Raw genomic sequence first — 24393 nt, 5'->3', positions numbered from 1 at the left:
GCCCTGGTGGGAGCTACTCAGGTCTTCGTCGATGCGAACGTCGTCCGGTCAAGGACGCTGCGTGACTGGCTGTTCTTGCTGCGGAATGCCGGCGACATGTTCTCGGTCTGCACGACCGAGGATGTGATCGCCGAGGTGGTCTACACGCTCCGTCGCGAGAAGCCCGAGGCTCCGGGGTATCTGACGCGTTCGGTCCATGACCGGATCATCGAGCAACTCGATTACCGTGTCGAGGACTACCCTGCCGGTGCTCCGGGCTACCGCGGGTCGGATCCAGACGATGCGCATGTTCATGCTGCGGCCGTTGCGGCCGGTGTCGATATCGTTCTGACTGCGGACAAGGGGTTCACCGATCTCAGCGAGGAGGACCGGGACGGTCTGCCCTACGAGATCTATCGTCCGGATGAGTTCTTCGTGCTGGTAGACGATTCCTCACCGGGCACGGTGCGCCGTGTGTCAGGGGAGCAACTCGAGTACTGGTGCGCTAAGAATCCCTCGGGCGGGGTGAATCTGCCGCCGGCGCTTGATGCTGCGGACTGTCCGCGGTTCGCTGAACGCGTCAGGTTGAGGCTCCAGCAACTATGAACGGACCGGAGCGGTCGGGCTTCGCCGCGGTGCAGCGGGTCGAGGACCTTGCCCGCGAGGGTGCAGATTGGTCGGCCTCGCGGTCGATCGTTTCCAGTTCGAGCTGGTCGGACGGGATTTCGGTGCCCCGCGGCAGTGTTCACCGGTCAGGCCAGGGACGCGGGACGTCACCTCGATGAGATATCGAGGCCAGCAGCCCGATGCCGGGAAAGCGGCCTTGACCTGCGTTCGTGGTGGGGCGAGCGGGGCTCGAACCCGCGACCAGCTGATTATGAGTCAGCGGCTCTAACCGACTGAGCTATCGCCCCGTGGGCCCGATCGGCCCGGAGAATGAGAGTACCCGGTGCCGATCGGTCGTCGACCGGGTGGCTCACGGATGCGGCGGGGCGGTCGGGTCAGGCGCGCGTGACGCCGACCGACGGGAGGAAGAAGTAGCGGGTGCGGCCGCGTCGGACGGTCCCGTAGACCGCGCAGAAGACCACGCCCTGACCGGTGTCGACCAAACCGCCGCGGACACCGTTCGACGGAACGACGCGCAGGCTGCGCTTGAGGCGCGAGACGGCCGCGCCGTACACGCCTGCCGGGAGCGGCGTCGAGGGAACCCGCCGACTCACCGCGTCGATCAGGGTGTCGGTGAGTCCGGCGAGGGGAGCGCCGAGGCCGCCGCGGAAGGTGGAGGCGTTGAACCAGGCGACGTGGACGCCGGACTTGTCGCCGAAGTCGGCGAACACGCCGACCGGCAGGAAACCGTAGAAGACCTCGCCGCCGCGGACCGCGTTCACGCTCATGTTGGCGATCGTCAGATTGCCGATCCCCGGGGTGTACGGCCCCGCGACGGCGCCGCCGACCGCGACGGGGAAGGTCAGATCGGTGCTGAGCCCGACAGTCGGGGTGAACGTGGTGATGCCCAGATACCGCAGGAGCCGGTTGGCGGCCTCGACGCCGTCGACCGGCACCGGCGCGGGCTGGGTGCGGATCGGATTGGTGAGCGCGCGGGTCACGAGGGCAGAGGACTGCTGCGCCAAATCGGTCACGCTCCGGCGGCCGCGGTCTGCTAGCGAAGTCACCCCGAAACAGTACAACGATCATTGGCACAATTCGTAGAGGGGAGTATCGAATGCAGCCACTGTCACACCGTCGCGCGGACCCTCGGCGCGACGGCATGGCACGGTAGAGCAATGGTCAAGATCGGTAGACTCGCCGCCGACCCGCTCGCCTTCCCGGACCTGTCGCGACGCTCGGCGATCGCCGATGCGACGGTCGGCTTCGTCCTCACCGGCCTGATGGTGCTGGCCTCGGTGGATCTCAGCGGTCCCGTGCAACTCGCCTCGGTGCTGATCGGTGCGGCCCTGATGTGCCGGCGGTCGGCGCCCACCGCGATGATGGCCCTCGCACTGCTGTCGGCGGCGATCCAGGTCGCGACCTACGAGATCGCCGTCGGCCCCAGCCTGCTGTACGCGATCCTGTTCTACACCGCGGGCAACCATCCCGACGCCCGCGTGCGCCGGGGGTCGCTCTCCGTGGCCGTCATCGGCTCCGGGGTGGCGGCATGGGTGTATCCGCGGACCGGCGCGTACGGAACCGTGGGCGACTCCGCCGCGCTCGCGCACATCATCATCTTCATCGCCGTCGCGGTCCTGCTCGTCGGGAGCTGGACGTTCGGCCTGGTCCGCTATCAGCGCAAGAGCGTGGAGCAGGCGCGGATCGCCGAGCAGATCGCCGAACTGGAGCGAAAGCGGGTCCTGGATCTGTACGACGAGCAGGCGCAGCGCTCGAGCCTGGCGCGCGACATGCACGACGTCGTCGCGCACTCGCTCGCGGTGGTGGTCGCGCAGGCCGAGGGCGCCCGATTCGCGCTCGACGCCAGCCCCGAGGCGGCGCGCGAGGCGCTCGGGGTGATCGCCCAGACCGCCCGCCAGGCGTTGGCCGACGTGCGCGGGGTGCTCGAGGAGCTGCGGAGCACCGAGTCGACGGCGGAGGCGGCGCGAATCGACCGCGACCAGCTGTTCGACCGGATGCGGGCAGCCGGAATGATGCTGCAGTCCACCGAGATCGGCGACGAGAACGCGGTGTCGGCGCTGGATGTCCGCGTCGCCTTCGCAGTGCTCACCGAGGCGCTGACCAACGCCCTCAAGTACGGCGACATGACCCGCCCGGTGCACGTGCGGCAGGACTGGACCGACGGCTGCAGGCTGAGCGTGGCCAACGCCCTGTCGGCGGCCCCGCTCGCACCGGGTGGTGCCGGCCACGGCATCACCGGCATGATCGAACGAGCCGAACTGGCCGGCGGTACCCTGACCAGCGCCGCCGTCGAAGACGGTTGGCTCGTCGAACTCACGATTCCCGCACGCCCGGAAGGACTCTCATGATCCGCGTCGCCCTCGTCGACGACCAGCCGCTGTTCCGGGGCGGTATCGCCATGATCTTGGACAGCCAGCCCGACATCGAGGTCGTCGCGCAGGAGTCGTCGGCGTTGAACCTGGTGCAGACGGTTCGGCAGGCGAGCCCGGACGTGATCCTGATGGACGTGCGGATGCCCGGCATCGACGGGATCACCGCCACCGGCTCGTTGCTCGCCGAACTCGGCGCCGATGCGCCGAAAGTACTGGTGCTGACCACCTTCGACGTCGACGAGGCCGCCGCCCGGGCCATCGAGGCGGGGGCGAGCGGCTTCGTCCTCAAAGATGCGCAGCCCGAGTTCCTGTTGGCGACGGTGCGCGCCGTCGCCGACGGCAGCCAGGTGGTCGCGGCGTCGGCGACCCGCCGACTGTTCGAGCGGCACGGCGCTCGCACCGAGGCGCCGGGCCCCGAATACGAGACCCTCACCGCGCGCGAACGCGAGATCCTCGCCCGCGCCGCACACGGCCTGTCGAACGCCGAGATCGCCGCCGCCGAGTTCCTGTCCGAGGCGACGGTGAAGACGCACATCTCGCGCGTGCTGGCGAAGCTGTCGCTGCGCGACCGCGTGCAGCTGGTGGTCTACGCCTACGAGCACGGACTGGTCTGACGAGGTCCGCACGGTGGACCCGGCGCCGCGCGGGTCATCCTCGCGGACGAGGGCCGACCGGTCGCGGGGATGACCCCGAAACAGTCCGCGGGCCGACGCGAAGGGCCAGGTCAGCGCCCTAGCGTGGGGGTATGAACGAAACTGAGAGAACTGATCGGCAGGCCGTCGTCCTGCGTCACGTGTCGCGGGCCTACGGCGATCCCGCCAATCCGGTCCACGCGCTGAGGGACGTCTCGGTCGACATCCGCCGCCGCGAGTTCACCGCGATCATGGGGCCGTCGGGGTCGGGCAAGTCGACGCTGATGAACGTGATGGCGGGCCTCGACGAAGCCGACTCCGGGCAGATCTGGGTGGGGGACACGCCGATCGTCGGACTCGGCGACACCGCCCGCACCGTCCTGCGCCGCCACCACATCGGCTTCGTGTTCCAGTCCTTCAACCTGATCCCGACCCTGACGGCCGAGGAGAACATCCGGCTCCCGTTCGTCCTGGCCGGGCGGGAACCCGACGTCGCCGAGCAGGCGTGGATCGCCCACCTGATCGGCACGCTCGGGCTGCGCGACCGGCTCGACTACCTGCCCTCGCAGCTCTCGGGCGGTCAGCAGCAGCGTGTCGCGATCGTCCGTGCGCTGGCGGGAAAGCCGACCATCATTCTGGCCGACGAGCCGACCGGCGCACTCGACACCGGGACCGGCCGGGAGGTGTTGGCGCTGCTGGCGACCGCGGCCCGCGAGTACGGGCAGGGCATCGCCATGGTCACCCACGACCCGGTCGCCGCGTCGTACGCCGACCGCGTGCTGATGCTGGCCGACGGTCGGATCGTCGGCGAGTACCGCGGCCTGGACGCGCGCCAGATCTCCGACCTGCTCATCACCCTGCAGGGGGTGGCGGCGTGAGGGCCACCGATCGGCGGCTCACCGTCGGCTCGATGCGGGAGCTGTCGGCGGTCGGCATCGTCTGCGGGTTGGCGGCGGCCTACGGAGGTCTGGTCCTGACCGCCGCGGACGTCCTCGGCGCGGCCGGCGAGCACACCGACGGCGCGCTCGCCGTCGTGCTGGGCATCGTCGCGACGGTCTTCATCATGATCGCGCTGTTCGTGTCCTCGCTCGTGATCGCGCACGGCGTCGACACGGTGATCGTCGGGCGTGCGCAGCACCTGCAGATGCTCCGGCTGGTCGGCGCCAGCGCCCGGCAGCTGCGGGTGAGCCTGCTGCGGGGTGTCGCGCAGGTCGCGGCGATCGGGGCCGGTGTCGGCCTCGTCGTCGGCGTCGGACTCGCCGACATCGCGCGGGTGTCGCTGGTCTCGCGCGGAGTCCTGCCCGACATCCGGTACGGCTACCTGCCGCCGACGACCCTGATCGCGGCGTCGGCGGTCGTCGTGACGGCCGTGATCGCCACTCATTTCGGTTCGCGCCGCGTGCTGTCGGGTGCTCCCGCGGATCCGTCGGCCAACCGCCTGCACTGGTTGCGGCGCACTGTGGCGGTCGTGGCGCTCGGCGTGGGAGCGCTGCTGCTGGCCGCGGCGTGCCTGCTCGGCGAGGAGGGCAGCAGCGCCGGCTTCGCCGTCGCCTTTCTCGGGACCGCGCTGACCTGCCTCGGCCTGCTGATCGGCGCGCCGCTGGTCGTACCCGCGGCGGTCGCGGCGGTGTCGGCGGCCCTGGGCCGCGGTCCGGCGGCGACCCTGGCCCGCAAGAATGCGGTCGCCGACCCCGGTCGCACCACGCGTTCGACGATCGGCCTGCTCATCGGCGTCACCCTGGTCACCACGGTCGTCGCCGGCATGAGCTCGCTGCAGGACTCGGTCGACCGGTGGGGACTGACCGCCGAACAGCTGGCCGACAACCGCCAAGGCCTCGAGATGATGACCTGGGTGCTGGCCGGCCTCATCGGGATCTCGGTGGTGATCGCGGCCGTCGGCTTCATCTCGACGATGTCGTTGACCGTGGTACGACGCACCCGGGAGATCGGGGTGCTCCGCGCGCTGGGATTCACCGCTCGGCAGGTCCGCGGCAGCATCGCCTGTGAGTCGCTGGCGTTGTCGGGCACGGCGATGGTCGGCGGGCTGGTTCTGGGCATCGTCTTCGGTGCGATCGGCAGCCAGTCGTTGCTGGGTGCGCTGACTCCCGGATTCCCGATCGGGGTGCCGCCGGCGGCGCTGCTCGCGATCGTCGCCGGGACCGTCGGGCTGGCCGCGGCCGCGGCGGTGGTGCCGAGCCGGCGCGCGGTGTCGGTGCCGCCGGTCGACGCCCTCGCCGTCGTCTGACCGGAACGTCGGCGGGGCCGAACATCGGCGGGGCTGGAACATCGACGGGCCGGGCGCGGTTGCCTCAGTCATGGGCGACAGCGTGCACGAGACGATCCTCGATCGGCGCATCGTGATCATCGGGGCGGGGCAGGCGGGATTGTCGACGGCCTACTTCCTGCAGTGCGACGGGCTCCGAGCCGGCGTCGACTTCGAGATCCTCGACGCCAACCCGACACCGGGCGGGGCGTGGAGTCACCGCTGGGACGCGCTCACCTTCGACCTCGTCAACGGCGTGTACGGACTCCCCGGCACGCAGCGACCCGACGCCGATCCGGGCGAGCCGGCCCGCGAGGTGATCAAGCGATACTACGGCGCCTACGAGACCGACCGCGGGCTGGACGTGTCGCGCCCGTGGCGGGTGAGCGCGGTGGAACCGGCCGACGATCCCCGACGCCCGTTCACCGTCCGCGCCGAGGATCCGGGCGGGGACCGTCGGACCTATCGGGCGGGCGCGGTGATCAACGGGACCGGCACCTGGGATCGGCCGTACGTGCCGTGGTATCCGGGCCGCTTCGAGGGGCGCCGGCTCACCACCCGCGACTTCCCCGAACCCGGCGACTTCGCCGGTCAGCGTGTCCTGGTGGTGGGCGGCGGGATCTCCGCGGTCGAGTTCGTGATCCTCCTCGACGAGGCGGGCGCCACCCCGATCTGGTCGACCCGCACGCCGCCGCGCTGGCGCGAGATCCCCTTCGACACCGAGTGGGGACTGGACGTCGAGAACAGGGTCGCCGCCCGCACCCGGGCGGGGCTGCGACCGCTGAGCGTCGTCGCCGCGACCGGGCTGCCGCGGACGCCGCGGTTCGTGCCCGCCATCGAGTCGCGGGTGCTGAGCTCGCGCGGGCCGATCGCCCGACTGCTGCCCGACGGCGTCGAGTTCGCCGACGGGACCACCGAATCGGTCGACGTCATCATCTGGGCGACGGGCTTTCGCGCCTCGCTCGGGCAGCTGGCCCCGCTCCGCATCCGGGAGCGCACCGGCGGGGTGCTGATGGCCGACGACGACGTCAGCGTCGTCAAAGTGCCGGGCCTGTTCCTCGTCGGCTACGGCCGCAGCGCCTCGACGCTCGGCGCCACGCGGGCCGGTCGTCGGGCGGCCCGCGCCGCCGTGCGGTTCACCGACGCGCTCGACGCACCGCTTTCGTTCTCCGCACCCGGTCGCGACTGAGTGCGGAGAACGGAAGCGGTGCGATATCCGGGGACGGCGGTCAGTCCTCGGTGGACAGCACCTCGGTGACGAAGGCGTCGACGCGCCGGCGCAGCTGCGCGAGCTGGTCGGCGCGGATCGCCGCCAGGTCGGTGCCCTTGTGGTAGGCGGGCGGTAGCTTGCGGGCGTGCTTGGCGCAGTTGAACCCCGAGCACACCAGAGTTCCGATGGTGTCGCCGCGGCGGCCCTTCGCGCCGGTCCGACGGACCGTGTAGAGCACCGCCTCCTCGGTCAGCTCCACGTCGCGGCACCACGCGCACATGGTGCGCCGCGAGGGCTTGGCCTCGGCGCGGTTCAGAATCAGCGCGACGAGCTGTCCGTCGTGCTCGGTGGCGAGGTAGGCGCGGCGCGGAATCTTCCGGTCCTGCCAGCCGAAGTACTCGAGACGGTCGAAATCGACCTCGTCGAAGTCGAGGGGGAAGCTGACCTTCTTGATCTCACTGCGGGTGGCGCCGCGGAAGGCGTCGAGGATCTGTTGCTGGGTGTAGGTGTTCACGATGATGACCGATCTTCGGGGTGCGCAGTCTGCGCGGGGTTACCTGGGATGCCGGGCCGCAGAGCGGGCCGGAGACGTCGACGAGCAGCCGATCCGAGGGGATCGGCTGCGGGGCACGGTCATCTGCTTGCGGCGCGGTGCGCGCCGGAAGCCTCCTGCAGGTGAGCGGTCATGATGTCTCCACGGTAGCGCACAGGGTCTGATCTGTGACGATCCCGCTCACTCGCCGGGCCGGGAGCGGTCGGCGGCGCTAACATTCCTGCTGGCCCGGTCGCGGGGGAGAGGGCTGGTGGCCCAACCCGATCGGTGCCTGCATCGGTCGTTGTGACTCGGTGCGCAGGTGACTTCGGAGAGGAAGGTCGAAAGCGCAATGACAATGAACGACCCGCGGATCTATTCGGATCCGCTCGGCGAGGCAGCGGTCAACGCCGCCAAGGAGATCGCCCATCGCACCTGGCAGAGCCTGCTCGGCATCGGCATCGCGTCGGTGATCCTGGGCGTGATCGTTCTGCTGTGGCCGGGAGCGACGCTGCTGGTGGTGGCGATCCTGTTCGGCATCTACCTGCTGATCTCGGGCATCTTCCAGATCGCGGCGACCTTCGGTGTCCAGCATGCGCACGGCTGGTGGCGATTCCTGTCGTTCGTCTCCGGTGCCATCTCGATCCTGTTGGCGTTCGTCGCCTTCCGCAACATCGAGAGCGCCGTGATCCTGCTCGCGATCTGGGTCGGCATCGGCTGGATCTTCCGCGGCGTCACCGAACTGTCGGTGTTCATGGATTCGGCGAGCGGTCTGCCGGGCCGCGGGTGGGGCATCTTCACCGGCGTCGTGACCGTCGTCGCCGGCGGCATCCTGATCATCTGGCCGATCTCGTCGATCGCCACGCTCACCGTGGTCTCCGGCATCATGCTGGTGGTCGTCGGCATCGTGGAAGTGGTCAACGCCTTCACCCTGCGCTCGCAGGTCCACCGTGCCGGTGAGGCTCTCGGCACGCGCTGAGCGGGCACGCACGCGCAAGCAGCGCCCCGACCGTTCTCGGTCGGGGCGCTGCGGTGTCTGCGCAGCTCAGGGCGACGGTCGGAGCACCACCTTGCGGATCTTGCCCGCGGGCGTCATCGGGAGGGAGTCGACGAGGTCGATCGTTTCGGGCACCTTGTACTCGGCCAGCGACCGGCGGCAGCGCGCCAGCAGTCCCGGGACGTCCACCTGCGATCCCGGTGCCGGGACGACGAAGGCGTATCCGGTTTCGCCGTACGTGGCGTCGGGTACGCCGATCACCGCGCTCATCGCGACGGCCGGGTCGGCGGCGAGGACGTTCTCTATCTCGGCCGGGTACACGTTGTAGCCGCCGCGCACGTACATCTCCTTCTTGCGGGAGATGATGCTGATGTGGCCGTCGGCGCTCATGGTCGCGACGTCGCCGGTGGCCAGCCAGCCCTCGGCGCCGAAGGCGGCCGCCGACTCGGCCGGCTTGTCCCAGTATCCGGCGGCCACGCAGGCGCCGCGCACCTGAAGCTCGCCGGCCTCGCCGCGGGGGACTTCGGTGCCCGCGTCGTCGACGATGCGGCCTTCGACCTGGTCGAGCGTCGTGCCGATGGTGGTCGCGACCAGCGCGAGGGGATCGTCGGCGGGGGAGATGATGCACGCCCCGGAGGTCTCCGACAGGCCGTACAGGTTCGACAGCCGCGGTCCACCGAACCGCGCGGTGACCTGTTCGGCGAGCGCCGGCTCCAGGTTCGATCCGCCGACGACGCACAGCCTGGTGCGCGACAGGTCGCACGAGGCGAACGTCTCCGACGCCAGCAGCATCCGATACATGGTCGGGACGCCGCAGAAGACGGTGATGCCGCGGGCGGTCGCGTCGACGACCAGGTCGGGGTGGAATCGCGGCAGCAGGGCCACCGATCCGCCGGCGACCAGACTCGATCCGACGGCACAGGTGAGCCCTCCGACGTGGTTGAACGGCAGAGCGCCCAGGACCACGTCGTCGGCGGTCTGGTCGAACCGCTGGGCCTGCATGGCCGCCGACGCCAGCAGACTCGCATGCGTCAGCGTCGCGCCCTTCGGGTCGCCAGTGGTGCCGGAGGTGTAGAGGATGACGGCCGGATCGTCGGGCGCGACCGTCGCGGCGGGTGGCGGAGCGTCCGGATCGGCGCCGCCCACGAGGTGCGACCAGCCGTCGGCGCCCGCGGCGCCGAAGTAGACGATCCGCTCCACGCCCGGCAGCTGCGGAGCCAGACCGGTGAGGAAGGGCCGGAACTCGAAGCCGCCGGCCTCCTCGTCGCAGAGCAGCATCCGTGCGCCGGATTGACCGAGCATGTAGGTGAACTCGTGCTCGCGGTAGACCACGTTGAGCGTCACCAGCACCGCGCCCAGGCGAGCCGTGGCGAAGTACGCGACCAGCCAGTCCGGGCTGTTGGACGCGGCGATCGCGACCCGGTCGCCGTGGCCGACGCCCGCGGCGCTCAGCCCCGCCGACGCCCGCGCGGCACGACGCTGCATGTCGGCGTAGGTGATCGTCTCGTCGCCGAAGAAGATGAACGGGGCGTCGGGAGCGGCGGCGGCGCGGTCGGCGAGGACGGCACCGATGGTGCGTCCTTTGGTGTTGTTGATCAGGTCGGGCACGGATGGCACCTCTCATCAGCAGAAGGGACTGGTCAGGGCCACCGTAGGCGTGAATCTGGCGGGGCGGCGCCGGTTTCGCGGTCGCCGGGCGGGCCGACCAGGTCAGCCATCGTGATCGTGCGAGAGCACAGTGCGCCGACCGTTGCGAAGCTACGAAGTCTTCGTCGTCAGTACGCTGCGCGACTTACTCATCGGCTTGGCTCGCGGGACACCGAACTTCTGCTGCGCGCCGAGGTTTGGATGGGTCAGCGGCAGCGTCCTCAGGTGTTGCTGGAGGCGTTTCGACATCGGTAGGAACGTAGCGAGGGTCAAGCCTCCTGAAACGACGGCGCCGACGATCGGTACGGCCTTGGAAACACCCCGTGCGAAGATCTGCTTGGTCATCTTCACACTCATCGCTGCCGCGACCTTCTTGACTATCGGGTAGATCGTGCCCTTCGTCAGGGCCTTCTGTGGGAGCTTCTTTGTCACCTCGGCCGCGATGAGTACCGACACTTTGGCGACACCGGCCTGAGCGGCGTTCACGCCGAACATGATTCCGACGAACAGGGTCAACATGCTCTCGGTTGCCGTATCCATTCCGGCGCCATCGGGGTCGAACAAGTCTGGCCAGCTGTACAGATACGCCAGCTTCTGTACGACGCGGAGGACGTGGCCGAAGTATTGGGCGACGTCTGCGGGAACCGCGGCAAAAGCTGCGAAGCCGCCGGGTAGTCCCGCTGCCGCCGAGATCGCGGTGACCTTGCTCGTCTCGTATTTGATGACACTCGCCGCGATCTGATCGAGGAGGTTGATCGGGATGCCCGCTTCTGCGGGTGTGGTTCTGATCGCTAGGTCGACCTGGTCGGCGAGACAGAATCGGTTCAACTCAGTGCGAAGGAAATCGTCGCGGGTGATCCGCACGCCTGGCAACTGAGCGGCCGCACTCAGGGTCTGCTCAAACGTGGTCGTCTGCGCGATCTGTCCACCATTGGTCATGGCAGTAACCTATCGGACGCCACCGACAGCCTCTCGACTGTGATTGTCACCCGAGGTGACGACGAGCCGGCACACATCGGCGGTCCATCAAGGTGCACCCCGTCGATCACGTAGGACGGCCGCAGCTTCCTGCACGATCGGGTGTGATCGAACCGACGACATGCCCACGAGGCGCACCTTCACCAAACGGCTCGCCGGAAGAAAACAAAAAACCACCTGTGAACAGGTGGTTTTGTTGCTCCCCCAATTGGATTCGAACCAATAACCGCTCGATTAACAGTCGAGTGCTCTGCCGTTGAGCTATGGGGGATTGCTCGTTGCGAACGAGTTCAAACTCTAGCCCATGATTCCGCGAGAGCGCAAAACGGCTGGTCGAAGGCGGTTTCGGTGCGATGGGCGGATCGGGCGCCCGCGTTCATCGCCAGATCTCGGTCTGTTCCAGGTGGGCGATGAGGCGGGCGGCGCCGTCGGTGAACTCCTGGCGGATGCTGCGGGCGGCGGCGTCGGCGTCACGGGCGCGGTAGGCGGCGATCAACTCCTCGTGCAAGGCGAGCGTGGCGGCGCCCCAGTCCGGATCGGCGGCATACAGCTCGTGCGGGGTGTACCGCGTGGTGTTGAGCAGGATCCAGGCCAGCTTGGAGTTGCCGCTGATCTGATTGTGAGTGCGGTGGAACTCGAACTCCGCCTCGGTGAGCGCGGCGGCGTCGCCGGCGGTGAGCGCACCGCGGAACCGGGCGTTGGCCCACGCGAGATCGTCGACCTGCGCCGGCGTGATCACCGCGGCCGTACGGCGGGCGATCCTTGCGGCCGCCTCGCCTTGGATCCAGAACAGATCGTCGACGTCGGTGCGGGTGAGCGCGTCGACCTCGTACCCGCGGTGCGGGGCGAGCAGCACCATGCCCTCGCCCCGCAGCGTCAGGAGCGCCTCCCGGACCGGTGTCACGCTGACCCCGAGTTCGGCGGCGGTCTCGTCGATCCGGATCCGGTCGCCGGGCAGCACCTCGGCGGTCATGATCCGGTGCCGCAGGATCGCGGCCACCTCCTCGGACAGTTGCGGGCGTCGCCGCGCTCGCGTGGATGCGGGGGAGTCAGAGGCCATAGGTCTTTCCGATGATGTCGCGCTGGATCTCGTTGGTCCCGCCGAAGACGGTCGAGATGATCGCCGACCGCATCAGCCGCTCGGCGTCGAACTCGGTGGCGTAACCGTAGCCGCCCATCATCTGCATGCCGTCGATGGTCATCGCCTTGCTGGTCTCGGTGGCCTTCAGCTTCACCATCGACGCCTCGCGCGGCATCAACTTGTCGGGGTGCGCGTCGGCGGCGCGGGCCACGCTGTACACCAGCTCGCGCGTGCAGGCGATCTCGGTGGCATGGTCGGCCATCCGGTGGCGCAGTGCCTGAAACGACCCGACGGGGCGACCGAACTGCTTGCGCTCCTTGATGAAGGCGAGCGTGTCGTCGAACGAGCGGCGGGCCAGTCCCACCTGCATCGCGGCGAGGATCAGACGTTCGGAGTTCAGCCCCGACATCAGCTGGCGCCAGCCGTCGCCGACGGTGCCGACGACGGCCGAGTCGGGGACGAAGCAGTCGGTGAAGTAGAGGTCGTTGACCTCGCGGCCGCCGAGGGTGTCGATGCCGCTGATCTTGAGCCCGGGCGTATCGGCGGGCACGTGGAACTGGGTCAGCCCCTCGTGCTTGCCTCCGGAGCGATCGGTGCGGGCGATCAGCAGGATGCTCTTGGAGAAGTGGGCGTTGGAGCACCACGTCTTCTGCCCGTTGATCTTCCACCCGCCGTCGACCTTCTCGGCGCGGCAGGTGAGCGCCCCGACGTCGGACCCCGCTTCGGGTTCGGACATCGAGATCGACAGCGAGTCGCCGGCGACGACCCCGGCGAGCACCTCTCGCCGCAGCTCGTCGGGCGCGAACTTGGCGTAGGCGGCCGCGGTGATGAGAGTGGGGCCGACCGCCCCGATGGGCGCCTGCCCGCGCACCGACTCCTCGAGGAAGATGCACATCTCGACGTTGCCGGCTCCGGCGCCGCCGAACTCCTCGGCGACGTTGATGCCGGCCCAGCCGAGCCCGGCCATCTTCCGGTACAGCAGATCGGAGTGCGCGTCGGCGCCGTTGCGGGTGAGGGCGTCGCGCTTCTCGCGCGTGCCGACCTCCCGCTCGCAGAAGTCGGCGACGGCCTGGGCGAAAGCGGACTGTTCGGGGGTGAACTCAACCACGGTGGGCTCCTCTGTGCGGCGGGTGTTCGTGCAGGAATGAAACAGATACCAAGATTCGTACCACATATATTTACGATTGGTATCGGTGATGCACCTCACTCATGGTCGCGGAAGCGTGCAGATTAGAGTTGGTGCCCATGGTTGAAGGCACCGAGGGCGGGGACCGGGAGCGGTCGGGCGGCACGACGGCAGCAGAACGCGAAGACCTCCTCGCTCGCAATCGCGCCCGCCGCGCACAGCTCCGCGAGGACGCGGCGAGCGCCGAACCGAACGACTCTCAATCGAACGACTCTCAATCGAACGACTCTCAATCGGACGGAGTGGAGCCGGCGAGCGAATCGCCGGTGGACCCGCAGACCCGGACGGGCGGCGGGCGGCTCATCCCGCTGCTCGCCGGACTCGCCGCGATCTTCGCCATCGCCACGGTGGTGCTCACGATCCTGCTCGTCACGGCCGACCCCGCCGCGGACACCGCGGCGGCCGACCGACAGGCGGTCGACGACGCGAAGACGTATGCCACGACCGTGCTGACCTACCACTCGGGCGACTACGCCGAGCTGGACAAGCGGATCCGACAGATCTCGACGGCCGAGTTCGCCGACCGCTACATCAAGTCCTCGCAGCAGGCACGCGAGGGCAACGACGCCGCCGAGGCCACCGGTACGGCCGAGGCCAAGGAGGCCGGCCTCATCTCCCGGTCCGACGATCGCGCCGTCGTCCTGGTCGCGATCGATCAGAACGTCCGATCGCCGAGGATGCCGGCCGTCAGCGAGGGCATCGACTACCAGTCGCGGGTGAAGATCACCCTGACGCGCGACGGCGACGACTGGAAGCTGTCGGATCTGACGGTGGTCTGACCGGCGCGCTCTGCGCTACGGATCGCCGGTGAGGACGGCCGCGACGAGGACCGCGACGGTGTCGGCGTCCGCGTCGCGGTAGCTGATCGTCAGGTCGGTGGCGACGCTGAGCGCCGCGTGGACGAGGTAGCGGGCCGTCGCCGAGGAGACCTCGGGCCGCGCGTGCTGCAGCCACGTGGCCCACTCGTCGACGTTGCGACGCTGCTGGCGCCGCAGGGAGCGCTGGTCGGCGGCGTCGAGGGCATTCATGTCGCGCAGGTACACCGTCATGATCGCGCGATCGTCGACGCACAGCGCGCTGTACTCCCCGGCCAGCGCGATGAGCGCCTCGTGCGGCGTGGTCGCCTGTGCGAGGCCCTCGGTGATGGCCCCGGTGGTCCGCTCGGAGGCGCGCCACAGGGCCGCGGCCAGGATCGCGGACTTCGACTGGAAGTGCCGGTAGACGCCCGACGGCGGCAGTCCGGCGGCCGCGCCGATCTGCTCCAGGGTCACCTCGTGGAAGCCGTGTCGGGCGAACAGTCGGATCGACTCGGTCAGGACGGCCTCGCGCCGGCCGAGGGGGACGAGCCCGGCCTCTCCACCCGCTGACGGCGCGGGAGCGGGGAGGTCGAGGTCGAGCACCGCGCCGGCGGTCCCGCACAGCACCGCGAGCGCCGTCTTTCGGGGCAGCGCCACCCGGTGTGTCACCGGGCTGGCGATGATCGACGCCGCGGCGGTCACCAGCAGTCGGCCGTCACCGTAGGACAGGTCCGGCCGAAGACGCTGCAGCAGCGTGCACAGCCGAGCGCGCCACGTTCCGGAGAGCGCAGACAGCGCCCGCCAGTCCTCGTCGTTGAGGAGTCGGGGCTCGCGGCGGTAGATGTTGCCGGACTCCCGGTTGTCGAGGGCGGTGACGGCCAGGGCCCGCAGCACGGCGGAGATCTCCTGTCGCGGGTCGTCGCCGGTCGGAACGGCATCGGCTGCCGCGGTGAGGCGGCCCGCCAGGTCGATCAACGCGGCCGCGAACAGCTCGTACTTGCCGGAGAAGTGTCGGTACAGGGCGGGTGCGGAGACGCCCGCCTCCTCGGCGATGACGTTCAACCGCGTCTCGTGGAAGCCGACCGACGCGAAGTTCCGGGCGGCGGCCGCCAGGATGCGATCACGCCGATCGGCCGGGCGCTTGCGAGCGCGTCCGGCGGTCGGCGTGTCCGTGGTCCCAGTCATGAGAATCGATGTTAGCGAAGCTACTGATGACTTCACCTGCATTCCTGAACTCTGATCAGTGCAGGTAGAAGGCTTAGATGCCGGAAAAATGTTAATTGAGATTCTCATGACGTAGATCACGTCCGGTGTTACGGTTGGCTCGATCGCGGCCCGGCCGCGATGGTGAGGAGAGCGATGATCAGCGAGGCCGAAGGCCTTGACGGCGTGTGGGGGAGCATCGACGAGCGCGGCGTCGCGCGGTTGGAGATCGATCGCCCCGGGCAGCTCAACGCCCTGGACGGCCCGGCGTCGGCCCGGGTCATCGACCTGTGCCGGCGATGGGCCGCTCGCGACGACGTGCGCGTGGTGATCGTGTCCGGGCGCGGCGGGGCGTTCTGCGCCGGCGCCGACGTGGCGGGCATGGCCGCCGACGCCGCGCAGTCGGGAGGTTTCGACGCCTCCGCATCGCAGGCCATCATCGAGAACGGCTCGAACCTGGTGCGCGCGGTGCGCGCCCTGCCGATGCCGGTCATCGCGGCGATGGACGGGCCGGCCGTCGGCATCGGCGCCTCGCTCGCGGTGGCGGCCGACCTCGTCTACGCCACCAGCCGCTCCTACTTCCTGCTGGCCTTCGTCAACATCGGGCTGATGCCCGACGGCGGCGCCACCGCGCTGTTCGCCGCCGCGGTCGGGCGGGCCCGCGCCAATGCGATGGCACTGCTGGGCGAGAGACTGCCCGCCGCGGAGGCCGTCGACCAGGGCCTCGTCAACGCCTGCGTCGAAGACCCCGAGGGGCTCGCGGCCGTCGTCGATCGCGTCGCGACCAAGCTGTCCCGCATGTCGCCGCAGGCGCTGGCGGCCACGAAGGTCGCGCTCGACGGCCACGCGCTCGGCGGCCTCGACGCGGCGTTCGGCCGCGAGATCGCCGGGCAAACCCGGCTGCTCCAGTCGCCGCAGTTTCAGCAGGCCCTCGCGGCGTTCGCCACCGAACGCTGACCCGCCGCCCACCGACCACCCCGCAACTCGATCGATCCGGCCATCCCGACAGGAGACGACATGACCGACGCCCTTGGCCTGACCCTCACTCAGGAACCGCTGCGTTCGCGCCGCAACCACTGGAACAACCAGGTCCGACGCCACGCGGAGACCACGCCCGACCGGGTGGCCCTGCGCTTCCTCGGCAAGAGCACCACATGGCGTGAGCTCGACGACCGCACGCACTCGCTCGCGGCGTCGCTGCTGCGACGAGGGGTGTCCTTCGGCGACCGGATCCTGGTGCTGATGCTCAACCGCAGCGAGTACGTGGAACTGACCCTCGCAGCGAACCTCATCGGTGCGATCCCGGTGCCGGTCAACATTCGGATGGCGCCGGCCGAGGTCGCGTTCCTGGTGTCGGACTCGGGTGCGAAGGTGGTGGTGACCGAGACGATGCTCGCACCGCTGGCCGACGCGGTCGCTCAGCTCACCGGCAGCATCGAGACCATCATCAACGTCGGCGACGCCGCGAACCCGTCGCACCTGGGCTTCGAGGATCTCGTGGCCGAGGTCGGGGACCCGCTGCCGGAGATCGACATCCCGGAGGAGACGGTCGCGCTCATCATGTACACCTCGGGTACCACCGGTAAGCCCAAGGGGTCCATGCTGACCCACCAGAACCTGCAGGCGCAGGCGGTCACCTGCATTCAGGCGCTCAACACCTCCGCCGACGACATCGCCTCGTGCGTGGCCCCGATGTTCCACATCGCCGCACTCGGAGCCATGACGCCGACCTTCTACATGGGGGCCACCACCGTCATCCACCCGCTCGGCGCCTTCGACCCGAACCAGATGCTCGACGTCCTGGAGGCGGAGGGTACCACGTCCATCTTCCTGGTGCCCGCGCAGTGGCAGGCGGTGTGTGCGGCGCAGCAGGCCGCCCCGCGCGATCTGAAGCTCCGGGTCATCAGCTGGGGCGCGGCGCCCGCGTCGGACACCGTGCTGAACGCCATGAACGCGACCTTCCCGGACGCGATGAACGTGGCGGTCTTCGGACAGACCGAGATGTCGCCGATCACCTGCGTGCTCGAGGGCAAGGACGCCCTGCGCAAGATCGGTTCGATCGGCAAAGTGGTGCCGTGTGTGACCGCGCGTATCGTCGATCCGGCCATGAACGACGTCGCGCCCGGCGAGGTCGGCGAGATCGTCTACCGCGGCCCGAATCTGATGGCCGGTTACTGGCAGAACCCGCAGGGGACCGCCGACGCCTTCGCCGGCGGCTGGTTCCACTCCGGCGACCTGGTCCGCCAGGACGAGGAGGGCTTCCTCTACGTGGTCGACCGAGCCAAGGACATGATCATCTCCGGCGGCGAGAACATCTACTGCGCCGAAGTCGAGAACGTGCTGTTCGCGCACCCGAGCATCGTCGAGGCCGCGATCATCGGGCGGGCGCACGAGAAGTGGGGCGAGGTCCCGGTCGCGGTGGTGGTCCTGGCCGAGGGCGTCGAATCGCTGACGCTGGAGGAGATGGAGGCGTACCTCAACGAGAACCTGGCGCGGTTCAAGCACCCGAAGGACATCGTCCTGGTCGACGAGCTTCCCCGCAACGCGGGCGGCAAGGTCGTCAAGCCGCGACTGCGCGAGGAGTACGGCAGCAAAGACGCCGGACTCAAGAATTGAGAACTGGAACGTGTTTCATTTTCCGGCCGAAGTGACTACCCTCACTAGCAGATGCGGCCGCGCGCCGTACGTCATCTGTTGGATGCGGCCCGGCCGCAACGGGATTCGAAATCGAGGTAAGTGACTGTGAAGACCAAGGGCGCCATCCTGCGGGAACTGAACACGCCGTGGAAGATCGAAGAGATCGAGATCGGTGATCCCAAGGCCCATGAGATCAAGATCCGCATGGAAGCCGCGGGCATGTGCCACTCCGACCACCATCTGATGACCGGCGGCATTCCGATGGGCGGCTTCCCGATCCTGGGCGGTCACGAGGGCGCAGGCGTGGTCGAGGAGATCGGCGAGGGCGTCACCGACTTCGAGGTCGGCGACCATGTGGTCCTGTCGTTCATCCCCTCGTGCGGCAAGTGCCGTTCGTGCAAGGCCGGCGTGGCCAACCTGTGTGACTTCGGCGCCATGCTGCTGCAGGGCGAGGCCGTCTCCGACCACACCTTCCGCATCCACACCGCCGACGGCGAGCCCGTCTACCCGATGACGCTGCTGGGCACCTTCAGCCCGTACATGGTGGTCCACGAGGCCTCCGCGGTGAAGATCGACAAGGACATCCCGTTCGAGGTCGCCGCCCTGTGCGGCTGCGGCATCCCCACCGGCTACGGCTCGTCCACCCGCAGCGGCGACGTCCGCCCGGGTGAGGACGTGGCGATCATCGGTGTCGGCGGCGTCGGCACCGCGGCACTGCAGGGCGCCGTGATCGCCGGCGCCCGCAACGTCTTCGCCATCGACCCGGTGGAGTGGAAGCGCGAGCAGGCTCTCAAGTTCGGCGCGACGCACGTCTTCGCGTCCGTCGAAGAGGCGATGAACGACATCGGCAACGCCACCGAATGGGGCATGTGCCAGAAGGTCATCGTCACCGTCGGCGAGGTCTTCGGCAAGGACGTCGACACCTGGCTGTCGATCACCGCGAAGAACGGCACCTGCGTGCTCACCGGCATGGGCAACATGATGGACAACCAGGTCACGCTCAACCTGGCGATGCTGACCCTGCTTCAGAAGAACCTGCAGGGCTCCATCTTCGGCGGCGCCAACCCGAAGCTCGACATCCCCAACCTGCTGTCGATGTACAAGATCGGCAAGCTCAAGATTGAAGAGATGATCACCCGGCAGTACAGCCTCGATCAGATCAACGAGGGCTACAACGACATGTTGGAGGGCCGCAACATCCGCGGCGTCATCCGATACACCGACGCCGACCGCTGACCCGGCGCCGAACCATCGGGGACGGGCCCGCTCGCGCATGAGGCGAGCGGGCCCGTCCGTTCTGGTGTCTTTGTGTCGATATTGTCGGAGGTGTGTCCTAGTCTGATCGAGATCGGTCCGACGTAGGGGAGAGATGGCTGAGACGAAGCGGGCGCCGGCGCGCGCCCAGCGCGGTGCGCAGATCGCCGAACGACAGACCTCGGCGCCGACTCCGACCACCGGGCGCTGATCGCGATGCGCGAACTCACCACCGACGACCTCGGCCTCCTGCTGTCCCTGTTCGCGGTGCTCCTGCTGGCGTTCGCCGCCAACTTCCACTTCTCCAGACAGGCGGTCCACCGGCATCGCAAGGCCGCGATCTGGTTCGTGGTCATCTGCTTCCTGGGCGAGTTGTCGACGGTGATCGCGCTGGTGCTGACCTGGGTGGCGGTGTGGAGTCCGGCCGCCTGGGACCGGATCGACAACATGCTGGTCTTCGTCCCGGGCAGCATCGCGATGGTGTGCGCGGTGCTGCTCACCATCGAGTCGGTGTACGCCCGATCGGTGCACATCGTCAACGCCGAGCGCCAGGACGCGCGTGGATCCGCGGTCGGCGTGGTCCCGCCGCCGGACGACGACCCTGACTGCGACGACCCCGACTGCGACGACCCCGGCTGCGACGAGCCCGACTGACCCACCCACCCAGTAGGGTCGATAGTCGTGAAGACACTTGACACGCTCGCACAGTGGCCGGTCGACCATGTCTGCGCGGCGGTGCTCACCGCCGACGGCGTGCTCGGCGTTCACGGTGATGCCGATCGACAGTATGAACTCGCTTCGGTGACGAAACTGCTTGTCGCGCAGGCGGTGCTGGTTGCCGTCGAAGAGGGCGCGGTGGAGTTGGACACGGCCGCGGGTCTGCCCGGAGCGACCGTCGCGCACCTGCTGGCACACGCCTCGGGGATGGCCTTCGACAAGCGGGAGGCGGCCGCGGGTGTGGCCGAGCAGCGGATCTACTCCAGCGCCGGTTTCGAGGTGCTCGCCGACCTCGTCGCCGCGGAGTCGCAGATCTCCTTCGACGAGTACCTGCGCGAGGCCGTCTGCGAGCCGCTCGGCATGCGATCGACCGGACTGTTCGGTCCGGCCGGGCACGGTGCGCGGTCGACGGTCGCCGATCTGACGGCGTTCGCCGCCGAACTGCTCTCGCCGCAACTGATCTCCACCGAACTGGCGAAGCGAGCGCATTCGGTGCAGTACCCGGGCCTGGACGGCTTCGTCCCCGGATACGGCAAGCATCGGCCCAACGACTGGGGTCTGGGATTCGAGGTCCGCGGGCACAAGGCGCCGCACTGGACCGCGCCGGACCATTCGCCGAGCACCTTCGGGCACTTCGGTCAGGCGGGCACCTTTCTGTGGGTCGATCCGGCACGTCGGGCGGCGGCGGTGGTGCTCACCGACCGCCCCTTCGGACCGTGGGCCAAGCCGCTGTGGAGCGAGTTCAACCAGCAGATTCTCGGCGAGTTGTCCGGGCTGTCCGGGTAGCCTCGGGAACAGGACGCGGTCCGACCCCGACTCCGGGCGTCGCCGGGTGCTCACCCGCGGCGAGCCGCGTTCGCACCTGAGGACTCGAAGGAGGCATGTCCGTGGCTCGTTATGAACTTCCGACCACCGCCGAACTACTCGAACTCGGAGCGCCGAGACGGCAGGCGGTCACCGTCTATGCGCAGGCCAGTGCGGGGCAGTACGAACTGGCGCGCACCACGGTCAAGAGCGCGATGGATCGCGCCATCCGGGCGTTGCGCAACGGCGGTGGCACGCACGCGCTCGAAACCGCCCTGCACGAGCGGACCGCCACCGTGCTGGCCGACGACGGCTGGCGACGGCTGGCACGCTCGGTCGCCGTGTTCGCGACCCCCGAGACCGCCGAGATGTTCGTGCTGCCCAACTCTCTGGAGAATCAACTCCAGGTGGGCGACTACTTCGACGTCGGACAGCTGGTGCGGGCGGTCGCCGCGCCGCAGGACGCGTACGCGTTGACGCTCTCGGCCGACGGCTGGAACCTCTGGAAGGCGACGGGCTCGGCCCTCGTGGAGGAGATGGACGTCGCCGCGGAGGGCATCGGCGACGTCACCGAGGCCACCAACCGGGCCACCGTCCGCGGCCGGATCCACGCGCGTCGCCTGCACGGCGACGAGGGCACCAAGACGCTGCTCGAGACGTACGCCAAGCGGGTGCACGAGGCGGTGGCCAAGACGATCGACGCCGATGACCCGGGAGCTCAGCGGCCGCTGTTCCTGTTCGCCGCCGATCCGTTGCTCGACATCTATCGCAACATCGATCGCGGCTGGCGTGAACTGATCGTGGTCTCCGGCAACCCGGACGAGCTGACGGCCGCCGTGATCGACGCGCGGATTCGCGACGAGCTCGCCGAGGTCAACGCCCGTCGCGCGAGCCGGACGGTGGCGACCATCGCCGACGGCGTGGCGCAGGGGCTGGTCGCGACCGATCTGGTGGACATCGCCCGAGCCGCGGTCGGCGGAGGCGTCGACACGCTCGTCTACGACTTCACGGTCGACACCAAGGGAACCCTCGACAACGAGACCGGGGAGCTCGAGTACGTCGAGGAGGGGTACGACCTGCTGTCGCGGATCGCCGTCTGGGTGCTGCAGACCGGGGGAACGGTGATTCCGGTGCGCTCGGCGGAGATCGATTCGCCGATGTGGAACGGTTCGGCGGTGGCGCGGTTGAGGTACCCGCTCAGCCGGTAGACGACCGCCTGCGGCGGCGCCGGGCGCTCAGCCCACGCGCTGCCGCAGCCAGGTCGCCTCGGCGCCGATGCCGCCCATGCGGTAGGCCTCGAGGGATTCGTCCCACGCGGTGCCGAGGACGGCGTCGATCGCGCCGGCGAGTCCGATGGTGTCGGGCTGAGCGTCGAGCAGCGCACGCAACTGCATCTCGCCGACGATGACGTCGCCGTTGGCGCTGGTCGATCCACGCCACAGGCCCAGCTCGGGGACGTGGCAGTAGCGCTCGCCGTCGACGCCCTCGCTGGGGTTCTCGGTGACCTCGAAGACCAGCCCGGACCAGGCGCGCAGCGCATTGGTCAGGCGGGCGCCGGTACCCACCGGGCCCACCCAGTCGACGGTCGCACGCATGCGGCCGGGCTCGGCCTCCTGCGCGGACCACTTCAGGTCGGCTCGCGCGTTCAGCGTCGACGACAGCGCCCACTCCACGTGCGGGCACAGCGCGACGGGAGCGGCGTGGACATAGACCACGCCACTCGTCGAGTCCGCAAACTGCTCCAGGTTGCGCACTTCTCTTCACCTCCGGTTCGACAAGGAACGTCTTCCCCAAGCGCACCTTGATCGAGATCCGGATATCACATCACTGCCCACCATTGTGCCCTGTGATGTGCGTGTTGCGCCAGATGTTTTTGATGTGAATGTTGTATAAGCGGGATTCGCGGGCGCGAAACCCCGGAGCCGCCGGGACCCGACAACACGAGACTCCCCGGAACCGAGGACGGTTCCGGGGAGTCTCGAGGAAGGATCAGTGCGTCACAGCGGGATGTTCTTGTGGCGACCGCGGCGGGCCGGAGCCGAGGCGAGGGCCTCGGCGATCACGCTGCGAGTCTTGGCCGGGTCGATGATCTCGTCGACGACGCCGATCGACTGCGCGCGACCCACGCCGCCGGCGATCTGCTCGTGCTCGACGGCCAGGCGCTCGTGCAGTGCTTCGCGCTCGTCCTCGGGCGCGGCGGCGAGCGTCTTCTTGTGCAGGATGCCGACGGCGGCCTTGGCGCCCATGACGGCGACCTCGGAGCCGGGCCAGGCGAAGACGGCGGTGGCGCCCAGGGCGCGCGAGTTCATGGCGATGTAGGCGCCGCCGTAGATCTTGCGGGTCACCAGGGTCACGCGCGGGACCGAGCATTCGGCGAAGGCGTGCAGCAGCTTGGCGCCGCGGCGCACGACGCCGTTCCACTCCTGGCCCACACCGGGCAGGTAGCCGGGGACGTCGGTGATGACGACGATCGGGACGCCGAAGGCGTCGCACAGGCGAACGAAACGAGAGGCCTTCTCGGCGGCCTCGGAGTTGAGGCACCCGCCCATGCGGAGCGGATTGTTGGCGACGACGCCGACACTGCGGCCCGACAGCCGACCGAAGCCGACGGTGATGTTCGGGGCCCACTTGGCCTGGAACTCTTCGAAGGTCGAGATCTCGGTGGTGCCGTCGGCCGAGAGCTGGGTGTCGAGCAGGGCCTCGACGATCGGGTGGACGTCGTAGGCGCGCCGATTCGACTCCGGCATGAGGGCGCGCAGATCGGTGTCGCCGGCCTCGGCCTTCTCACGACTGAAGTGTCCCTGCTGGGAGAACGTGCCGACCAGGCGGCGGGCACGCCAGTAGGCGTCGGCCTCGGAGTCGGCGGTGATGTGGCTGACGCCCGAGCGCTTGCCGTGGGTGAGGGGGCCGCCGAGCGACTCCATGTCGACCTGTTCGCCGGTGACGCTCTTGACCACGTCCGGTCCGGTGACGAAGACGCGGCCCTCGGGCGCCATGATGACGACGTCGGTCAGCGCCGGCCCGTAGGCCGCTCCGCCCGCGGCGAACCCGACCACCACGGAGATCTGCGGAATGTAGCCGGAAGCGCGCACCATGGCCTCGAACACGCCCCCCACGGCGTGCAGGGCTTCGACGCCCTCGGCCAGGCGCGCGCCACCGGAATGCCAGATGCCCACCACGGGCGCCTGTTCGGCGATGGCGGTGTCGATCGCGTTCACGATGTGAGCGCAACCGACGATCCCCATGGCACCGCCCATCACGGTGCCGTCGGTGCAATAGGAGACGGTGCGAACACCGTTGACCTCGCCGATCGCGGCCAGCACGCCCGAGGTGTCTCGGGGGTGCAGCAGCTCGACGGAGCCGTCGTCGAAGAAGGTCGTCAACCGCAGCAACGGATCACGGGGATCGGTTGCCTCCTCACGGCCGGGGATGGGTGCCAGTGTGGTCATCGGTTTCTCCTATGCGGGGGTTTTGGGG

The 24393-nt window shown here is 69.1% G+C and carries 23 protein-coding genes and 2 tRNA genes; 14 read left to right on the top strand and 11 right to left on the bottom strand.

Annotation, left to right across the window (positions count from 1 at the left end; translation table 11 throughout):
• Positions 1 to 6: 6 nt before the first annotated feature.
• Positions 7 to 585, top strand: a complete 579-nt coding sequence (locus AAFO60_RS14550; RefSeq protein ID WP_347956931.1) for a PIN domain-containing protein — start codon at positions 7 to 9, stop codon at positions 583 to 585.
• A gap of 231 nt (positions 586 to 816) precedes the next feature.
• Here the strand turns inward: AAFO60_RS14550 and AAFO60_RS14545 are convergent.
• Together AAFO60_RS14545 and AAFO60_RS14540 are read right to left on the bottom strand one after the other, a co-directional pair.
• Positions 817 to 893: transfer RNA gene (locus AAFO60_RS14545), tRNA-Ile, on the bottom strand.
• Between the two features lie 87 nt (positions 894 to 980).
• Positions 981 to 1652: a hypothetical protein gene (locus tag AAFO60_RS14540; protein ID WP_347956930.1), complete on the bottom strand. Its 672-nt coding sequence runs from the start codon at positions 1650 to 1652 to the stop codon at positions 981 to 983.
• A gap of 111 nt (positions 1653 to 1763) precedes the next feature.
• Here AAFO60_RS14540 and AAFO60_RS14535 point away from each other — a divergent pair, with 111 nt between their 5' ends.
• From AAFO60_RS14535 to AAFO60_RS14515, 5 genes are all read left to right on the top strand, one after another.
• A complete protein-coding gene (locus tag AAFO60_RS14535; protein WP_347956929.1) occupies positions 1764 to 2954 on the top strand; it encodes a sensor histidine kinase in 1191 nt (396 codons plus the stop codon).
• Entirely contained in the window at positions 2951 to 3592 is a 642-nt protein-coding gene (locus AAFO60_RS14530; protein WP_347956928.1) for a response regulator transcription factor, read from the top strand. The genes AAFO60_RS14535 and AAFO60_RS14530 overlap by 4 nt, the downstream gene beginning before the upstream one ends.
• A 131-nt stretch (positions 3593 to 3723) precedes the next feature.
• Positions 3724 to 4488, top strand: a complete 765-nt coding sequence (locus tag AAFO60_RS14525; protein ID WP_347956927.1) for an ABC transporter ATP-binding protein — start codon at positions 3724 to 3726, stop codon at positions 4486 to 4488.
• Positions 4485 to 5855 carry an ABC transporter permease gene (locus tag AAFO60_RS14520; RefSeq protein ID WP_347956926.1) on the top strand — a complete coding sequence of 457 codons (1371 nt, stop codon included), beginning with the start codon at positions 4485 to 4487 and terminating at the stop codon, positions 5853 to 5855. Before AAFO60_RS14525 ends, AAFO60_RS14520 begins: the two co-directional genes overlap by 4 nt.
• A 70-nt stretch (positions 5856 to 5925) precedes the next feature.
• On the top strand, positions 5926 to 7062 hold the full coding sequence (locus AAFO60_RS14515) for an NAD(P)-binding domain-containing protein (RefSeq protein WP_347956925.1): 1137 nt from the start codon (positions 5926 to 5928) through the stop codon (positions 7060 to 7062).
• 40 nt (positions 7063 to 7102) lie between these two features.
• On the opposite strand, the gene AAFO60_RS14510 is transcribed toward AAFO60_RS14515, so the two are convergent.
• Positions 7103 to 7597, bottom strand: coding sequence for an FBP domain-containing protein (locus tag AAFO60_RS14510; protein ID WP_347956924.1), 495 nt, complete (start codon positions 7595 to 7597; stop codon positions 7103 to 7105).
• A gap of 370 nt (positions 7598 to 7967) precedes the next feature.
• Between AAFO60_RS14510 and AAFO60_RS14505 the strand changes: the two genes are divergently transcribed.
• The gene (locus AAFO60_RS14505; RefSeq protein ID WP_347956923.1) at positions 7968 to 8594 is read left to right on the top strand and encodes an HdeD family acid-resistance protein; all 627 of its coding nucleotides are present in this window, start codon (positions 7968 to 7970) and stop codon (positions 8592 to 8594) included.
• A gap of 66 nt (positions 8595 to 8660) precedes the next feature.
• Here the strand turns inward: AAFO60_RS14505 and AAFO60_RS14500 are convergent, their stop codons facing one another.
• The 5 genes from AAFO60_RS14500 to AAFO60_RS14480 all read right to left on the bottom strand — a co-directional run bounded on the left by AAFO60_RS14500 (position 8661) and on the right by AAFO60_RS14480 (position 13426).
• On the bottom strand, positions 8661 to 10220 hold the full coding sequence (locus AAFO60_RS14500) for a class I adenylate-forming enzyme family protein (protein WP_347956922.1): 1560 nt from the start codon (positions 10218 to 10220) through the stop codon (positions 8661 to 8663).
• A gap of 150 nt (positions 10221 to 10370) precedes the next feature.
• A complete protein-coding gene (locus AAFO60_RS14495; RefSeq protein WP_347956921.1) occupies positions 10371 to 11198 on the bottom strand; it encodes a hypothetical protein in 828 nt (275 codons plus the stop codon).
• A 238-nt stretch (positions 11199 to 11436) separates the two neighbouring features.
• Positions 11437 to 11508: transfer RNA gene (locus AAFO60_RS14490), tRNA-Asn, on the bottom strand.
• A 105-nt stretch (positions 11509 to 11613) separates the two neighbouring features.
• A complete protein-coding gene (locus AAFO60_RS14485) occupies positions 11614 to 12297 on the bottom strand; it encodes a GntR family transcriptional regulator (RefSeq protein WP_347956920.1) in 684 nt (227 codons plus the stop codon).
• The gene (locus AAFO60_RS14480; RefSeq protein WP_347956919.1) at positions 12287 to 13426 is read right to left on the bottom strand and encodes an acyl-CoA dehydrogenase family protein; all 1140 of its coding nucleotides are present in this window, start codon (positions 13424 to 13426) and stop codon (positions 12287 to 12289) included. Before AAFO60_RS14480 ends, AAFO60_RS14485 begins: the two co-directional genes overlap by 11 nt.
• Positions 13427 to 13563: 137 nt before the next feature.
• Between AAFO60_RS14480 and AAFO60_RS14475 the strand changes: the two genes are divergently transcribed.
• Positions 13564 to 14283: a hypothetical protein gene (locus AAFO60_RS14475; protein WP_347956918.1), complete on the top strand. Its 720-nt coding sequence runs from the start codon at positions 13564 to 13566 to the stop codon at positions 14281 to 14283.
• Positions 14284 to 14298: 15 nt separating this feature from the next.
• On the opposite strand, the gene AAFO60_RS14470 is transcribed toward AAFO60_RS14475, so the two are convergent.
• A complete protein-coding gene (locus tag AAFO60_RS14470) occupies positions 14299 to 15486 on the bottom strand; it encodes a TetR/AcrR family transcriptional regulator (protein WP_347956917.1) in 1188 nt (395 codons plus the stop codon).
• Positions 15487 to 15660: 174 nt separating this feature from the next.
• Between AAFO60_RS14470 and AAFO60_RS14465 the strand changes: the two genes are divergently transcribed.
• The 6 genes from AAFO60_RS14465 (at position 15661) to AAFO60_RS14440 (ending at position 22124) form a co-directional block, all read left to right on the top strand.
• Positions 15661 to 16461, top strand: coding sequence for an enoyl-CoA hydratase-related protein (locus AAFO60_RS14465; protein WP_347956916.1), 801 nt, complete (start codon positions 15661 to 15663; stop codon positions 16459 to 16461).
• Positions 16462 to 16521: 60 nt separating this feature from the next.
• Complete coding sequence (gene fadD5, locus AAFO60_RS14460; protein WP_347956915.1) at positions 16522 to 18120, top strand: fatty-acid--CoA ligase FadD5; 1599 nt, start codon at positions 16522 to 16524, stop codon at positions 18118 to 18120.
• 126 nt (positions 18121 to 18246) lie between these two features.
• Positions 18247 to 19377 carry an NDMA-dependent alcohol dehydrogenase gene (locus AAFO60_RS14455; RefSeq protein ID WP_347956979.1) on the top strand — a complete coding sequence of 377 codons (1131 nt, stop codon included), beginning with the start codon at positions 18247 to 18249 and terminating at the stop codon, positions 19375 to 19377.
• A 234-nt stretch (positions 19378 to 19611) separates the two neighbouring features.
• Positions 19612 to 20049: a hypothetical protein gene (locus AAFO60_RS14450; protein ID WP_347956914.1), complete on the top strand. Its 438-nt coding sequence runs from the start codon at positions 19612 to 19614 to the stop codon at positions 20047 to 20049.
• A 27-nt stretch (positions 20050 to 20076) separates the two neighbouring features.
• A complete protein-coding gene (locus AAFO60_RS14445) occupies positions 20077 to 20898 on the top strand; it encodes a serine hydrolase domain-containing protein (protein WP_347956913.1) in 822 nt (273 codons plus the stop codon).
• Positions 20899 to 20999: 101 nt separating this feature from the next.
• The gene (locus AAFO60_RS14440; protein WP_347956912.1) at positions 21000 to 22124 is read left to right on the top strand and encodes a hypothetical protein; all 1125 of its coding nucleotides are present in this window, start codon (positions 21000 to 21002) and stop codon (positions 22122 to 22124) included.
• A gap of 27 nt (positions 22125 to 22151) precedes the next feature.
• Here AAFO60_RS14440 and AAFO60_RS14435 read toward each other — a convergent pair whose 3' ends face one another.
• Entirely contained in the window at positions 22152 to 22670 is a 519-nt protein-coding gene (locus tag AAFO60_RS14435) for a DUF3145 domain-containing protein (protein ID WP_347956911.1), read from the bottom strand.
• Positions 22671 to 22913: 243 nt separating this feature from the next.
• A complete protein-coding gene (locus AAFO60_RS14430; RefSeq protein ID WP_347956910.1) occupies positions 22914 to 24365 on the bottom strand; it encodes an acyl-CoA carboxylase subunit beta in 1452 nt (483 codons plus the stop codon).
• Between the last annotated feature and the right edge of the window lie 28 nt (positions 24366 to 24393).

The organism is Gordonia aichiensis (genome assembly GCF_039946255.1).
Lineage (GTDB): Bacteria > Actinomycetota > Actinomycetes > Mycobacteriales > Mycobacteriaceae > Gordonia > Gordonia aichiensis_A.
Note: the sequence above shows the minus strand (reverse complement) of the source record. Positions and strands in the feature narration are given on the sequence as shown.

Coding starts and splice junctions, on each gene's coding strand:
- AAFO60_RS14535 (WP_347956929.1), top strand. CDS start 1,764: ATGGTCAAGATCGGTAGACTCGCCGCCGACCCGCTCGCCTTCCCGGAC.
- AAFO60_RS14530 (WP_347956928.1), top strand. CDS start 2,951: ATGATCCGCGTCGCCCTCGTCGACGACCAGCCGCTGTTCCGGGGCGGT.
- AAFO60_RS14525 (WP_347956927.1), top strand. CDS start 3,724: ATGAACGAAACTGAGAGAACTGATCGGCAGGCCGTCGTCCTGCGTCAC.
- AAFO60_RS14515 (WP_347956925.1), top strand. CDS start 5,926: ATGGGCGACAGCGTGCACGAGACGATCCTCGATCGGCGCATCGTGATC.
- AAFO60_RS14505 (WP_347956923.1), top strand. CDS start 7,968: ATGACAATGAACGACCCGCGGATCTATTCGGATCCGCTCGGCGAGGCA.
- AAFO60_RS14495 (WP_347956921.1), bottom strand. CDS start 11,198: ATGACCAATGGTGGACAGATCGCGCAGACGACCACGTTTGAGCAGACC.
- AAFO60_RS14485 (WP_347956920.1), bottom strand. CDS start 12,297: ATGGCCTCTGACTCCCCCGCATCCACGCGAGCGCGGCGACGCCCGCAA.
- AAFO60_RS14475 (WP_347956918.1), top strand. CDS start 13,564: ATGGTTGAAGGCACCGAGGGCGGGGACCGGGAGCGGTCGGGCGGCACG.
- AAFO60_RS14470 (WP_347956917.1), bottom strand. CDS start 15,486: ATGACTGGGACCACGGACACGCCGACCGCCGGACGCGCTCGCAAGCGC.
- AAFO60_RS14465 (WP_347956916.1), top strand. CDS start 15,661: ATGATCAGCGAGGCCGAAGGCCTTGACGGCGTGTGGGGGAGCATCGAC.
- fadD5 (WP_347956915.1), top strand. CDS start 16,522: ATGACCGACGCCCTTGGCCTGACCCTCACTCAGGAACCGCTGCGTTCG.
- AAFO60_RS14450 (WP_347956914.1), top strand. CDS start 19,612: ATGCGCGAACTCACCACCGACGACCTCGGCCTCCTGCTGTCCCTGTTC.
- AAFO60_RS14430 (WP_347956910.1), bottom strand. CDS start 24,365: ATGACCACACTGGCACCCATCCCCGGCCGTGAGGAGGCAACCGATCCC.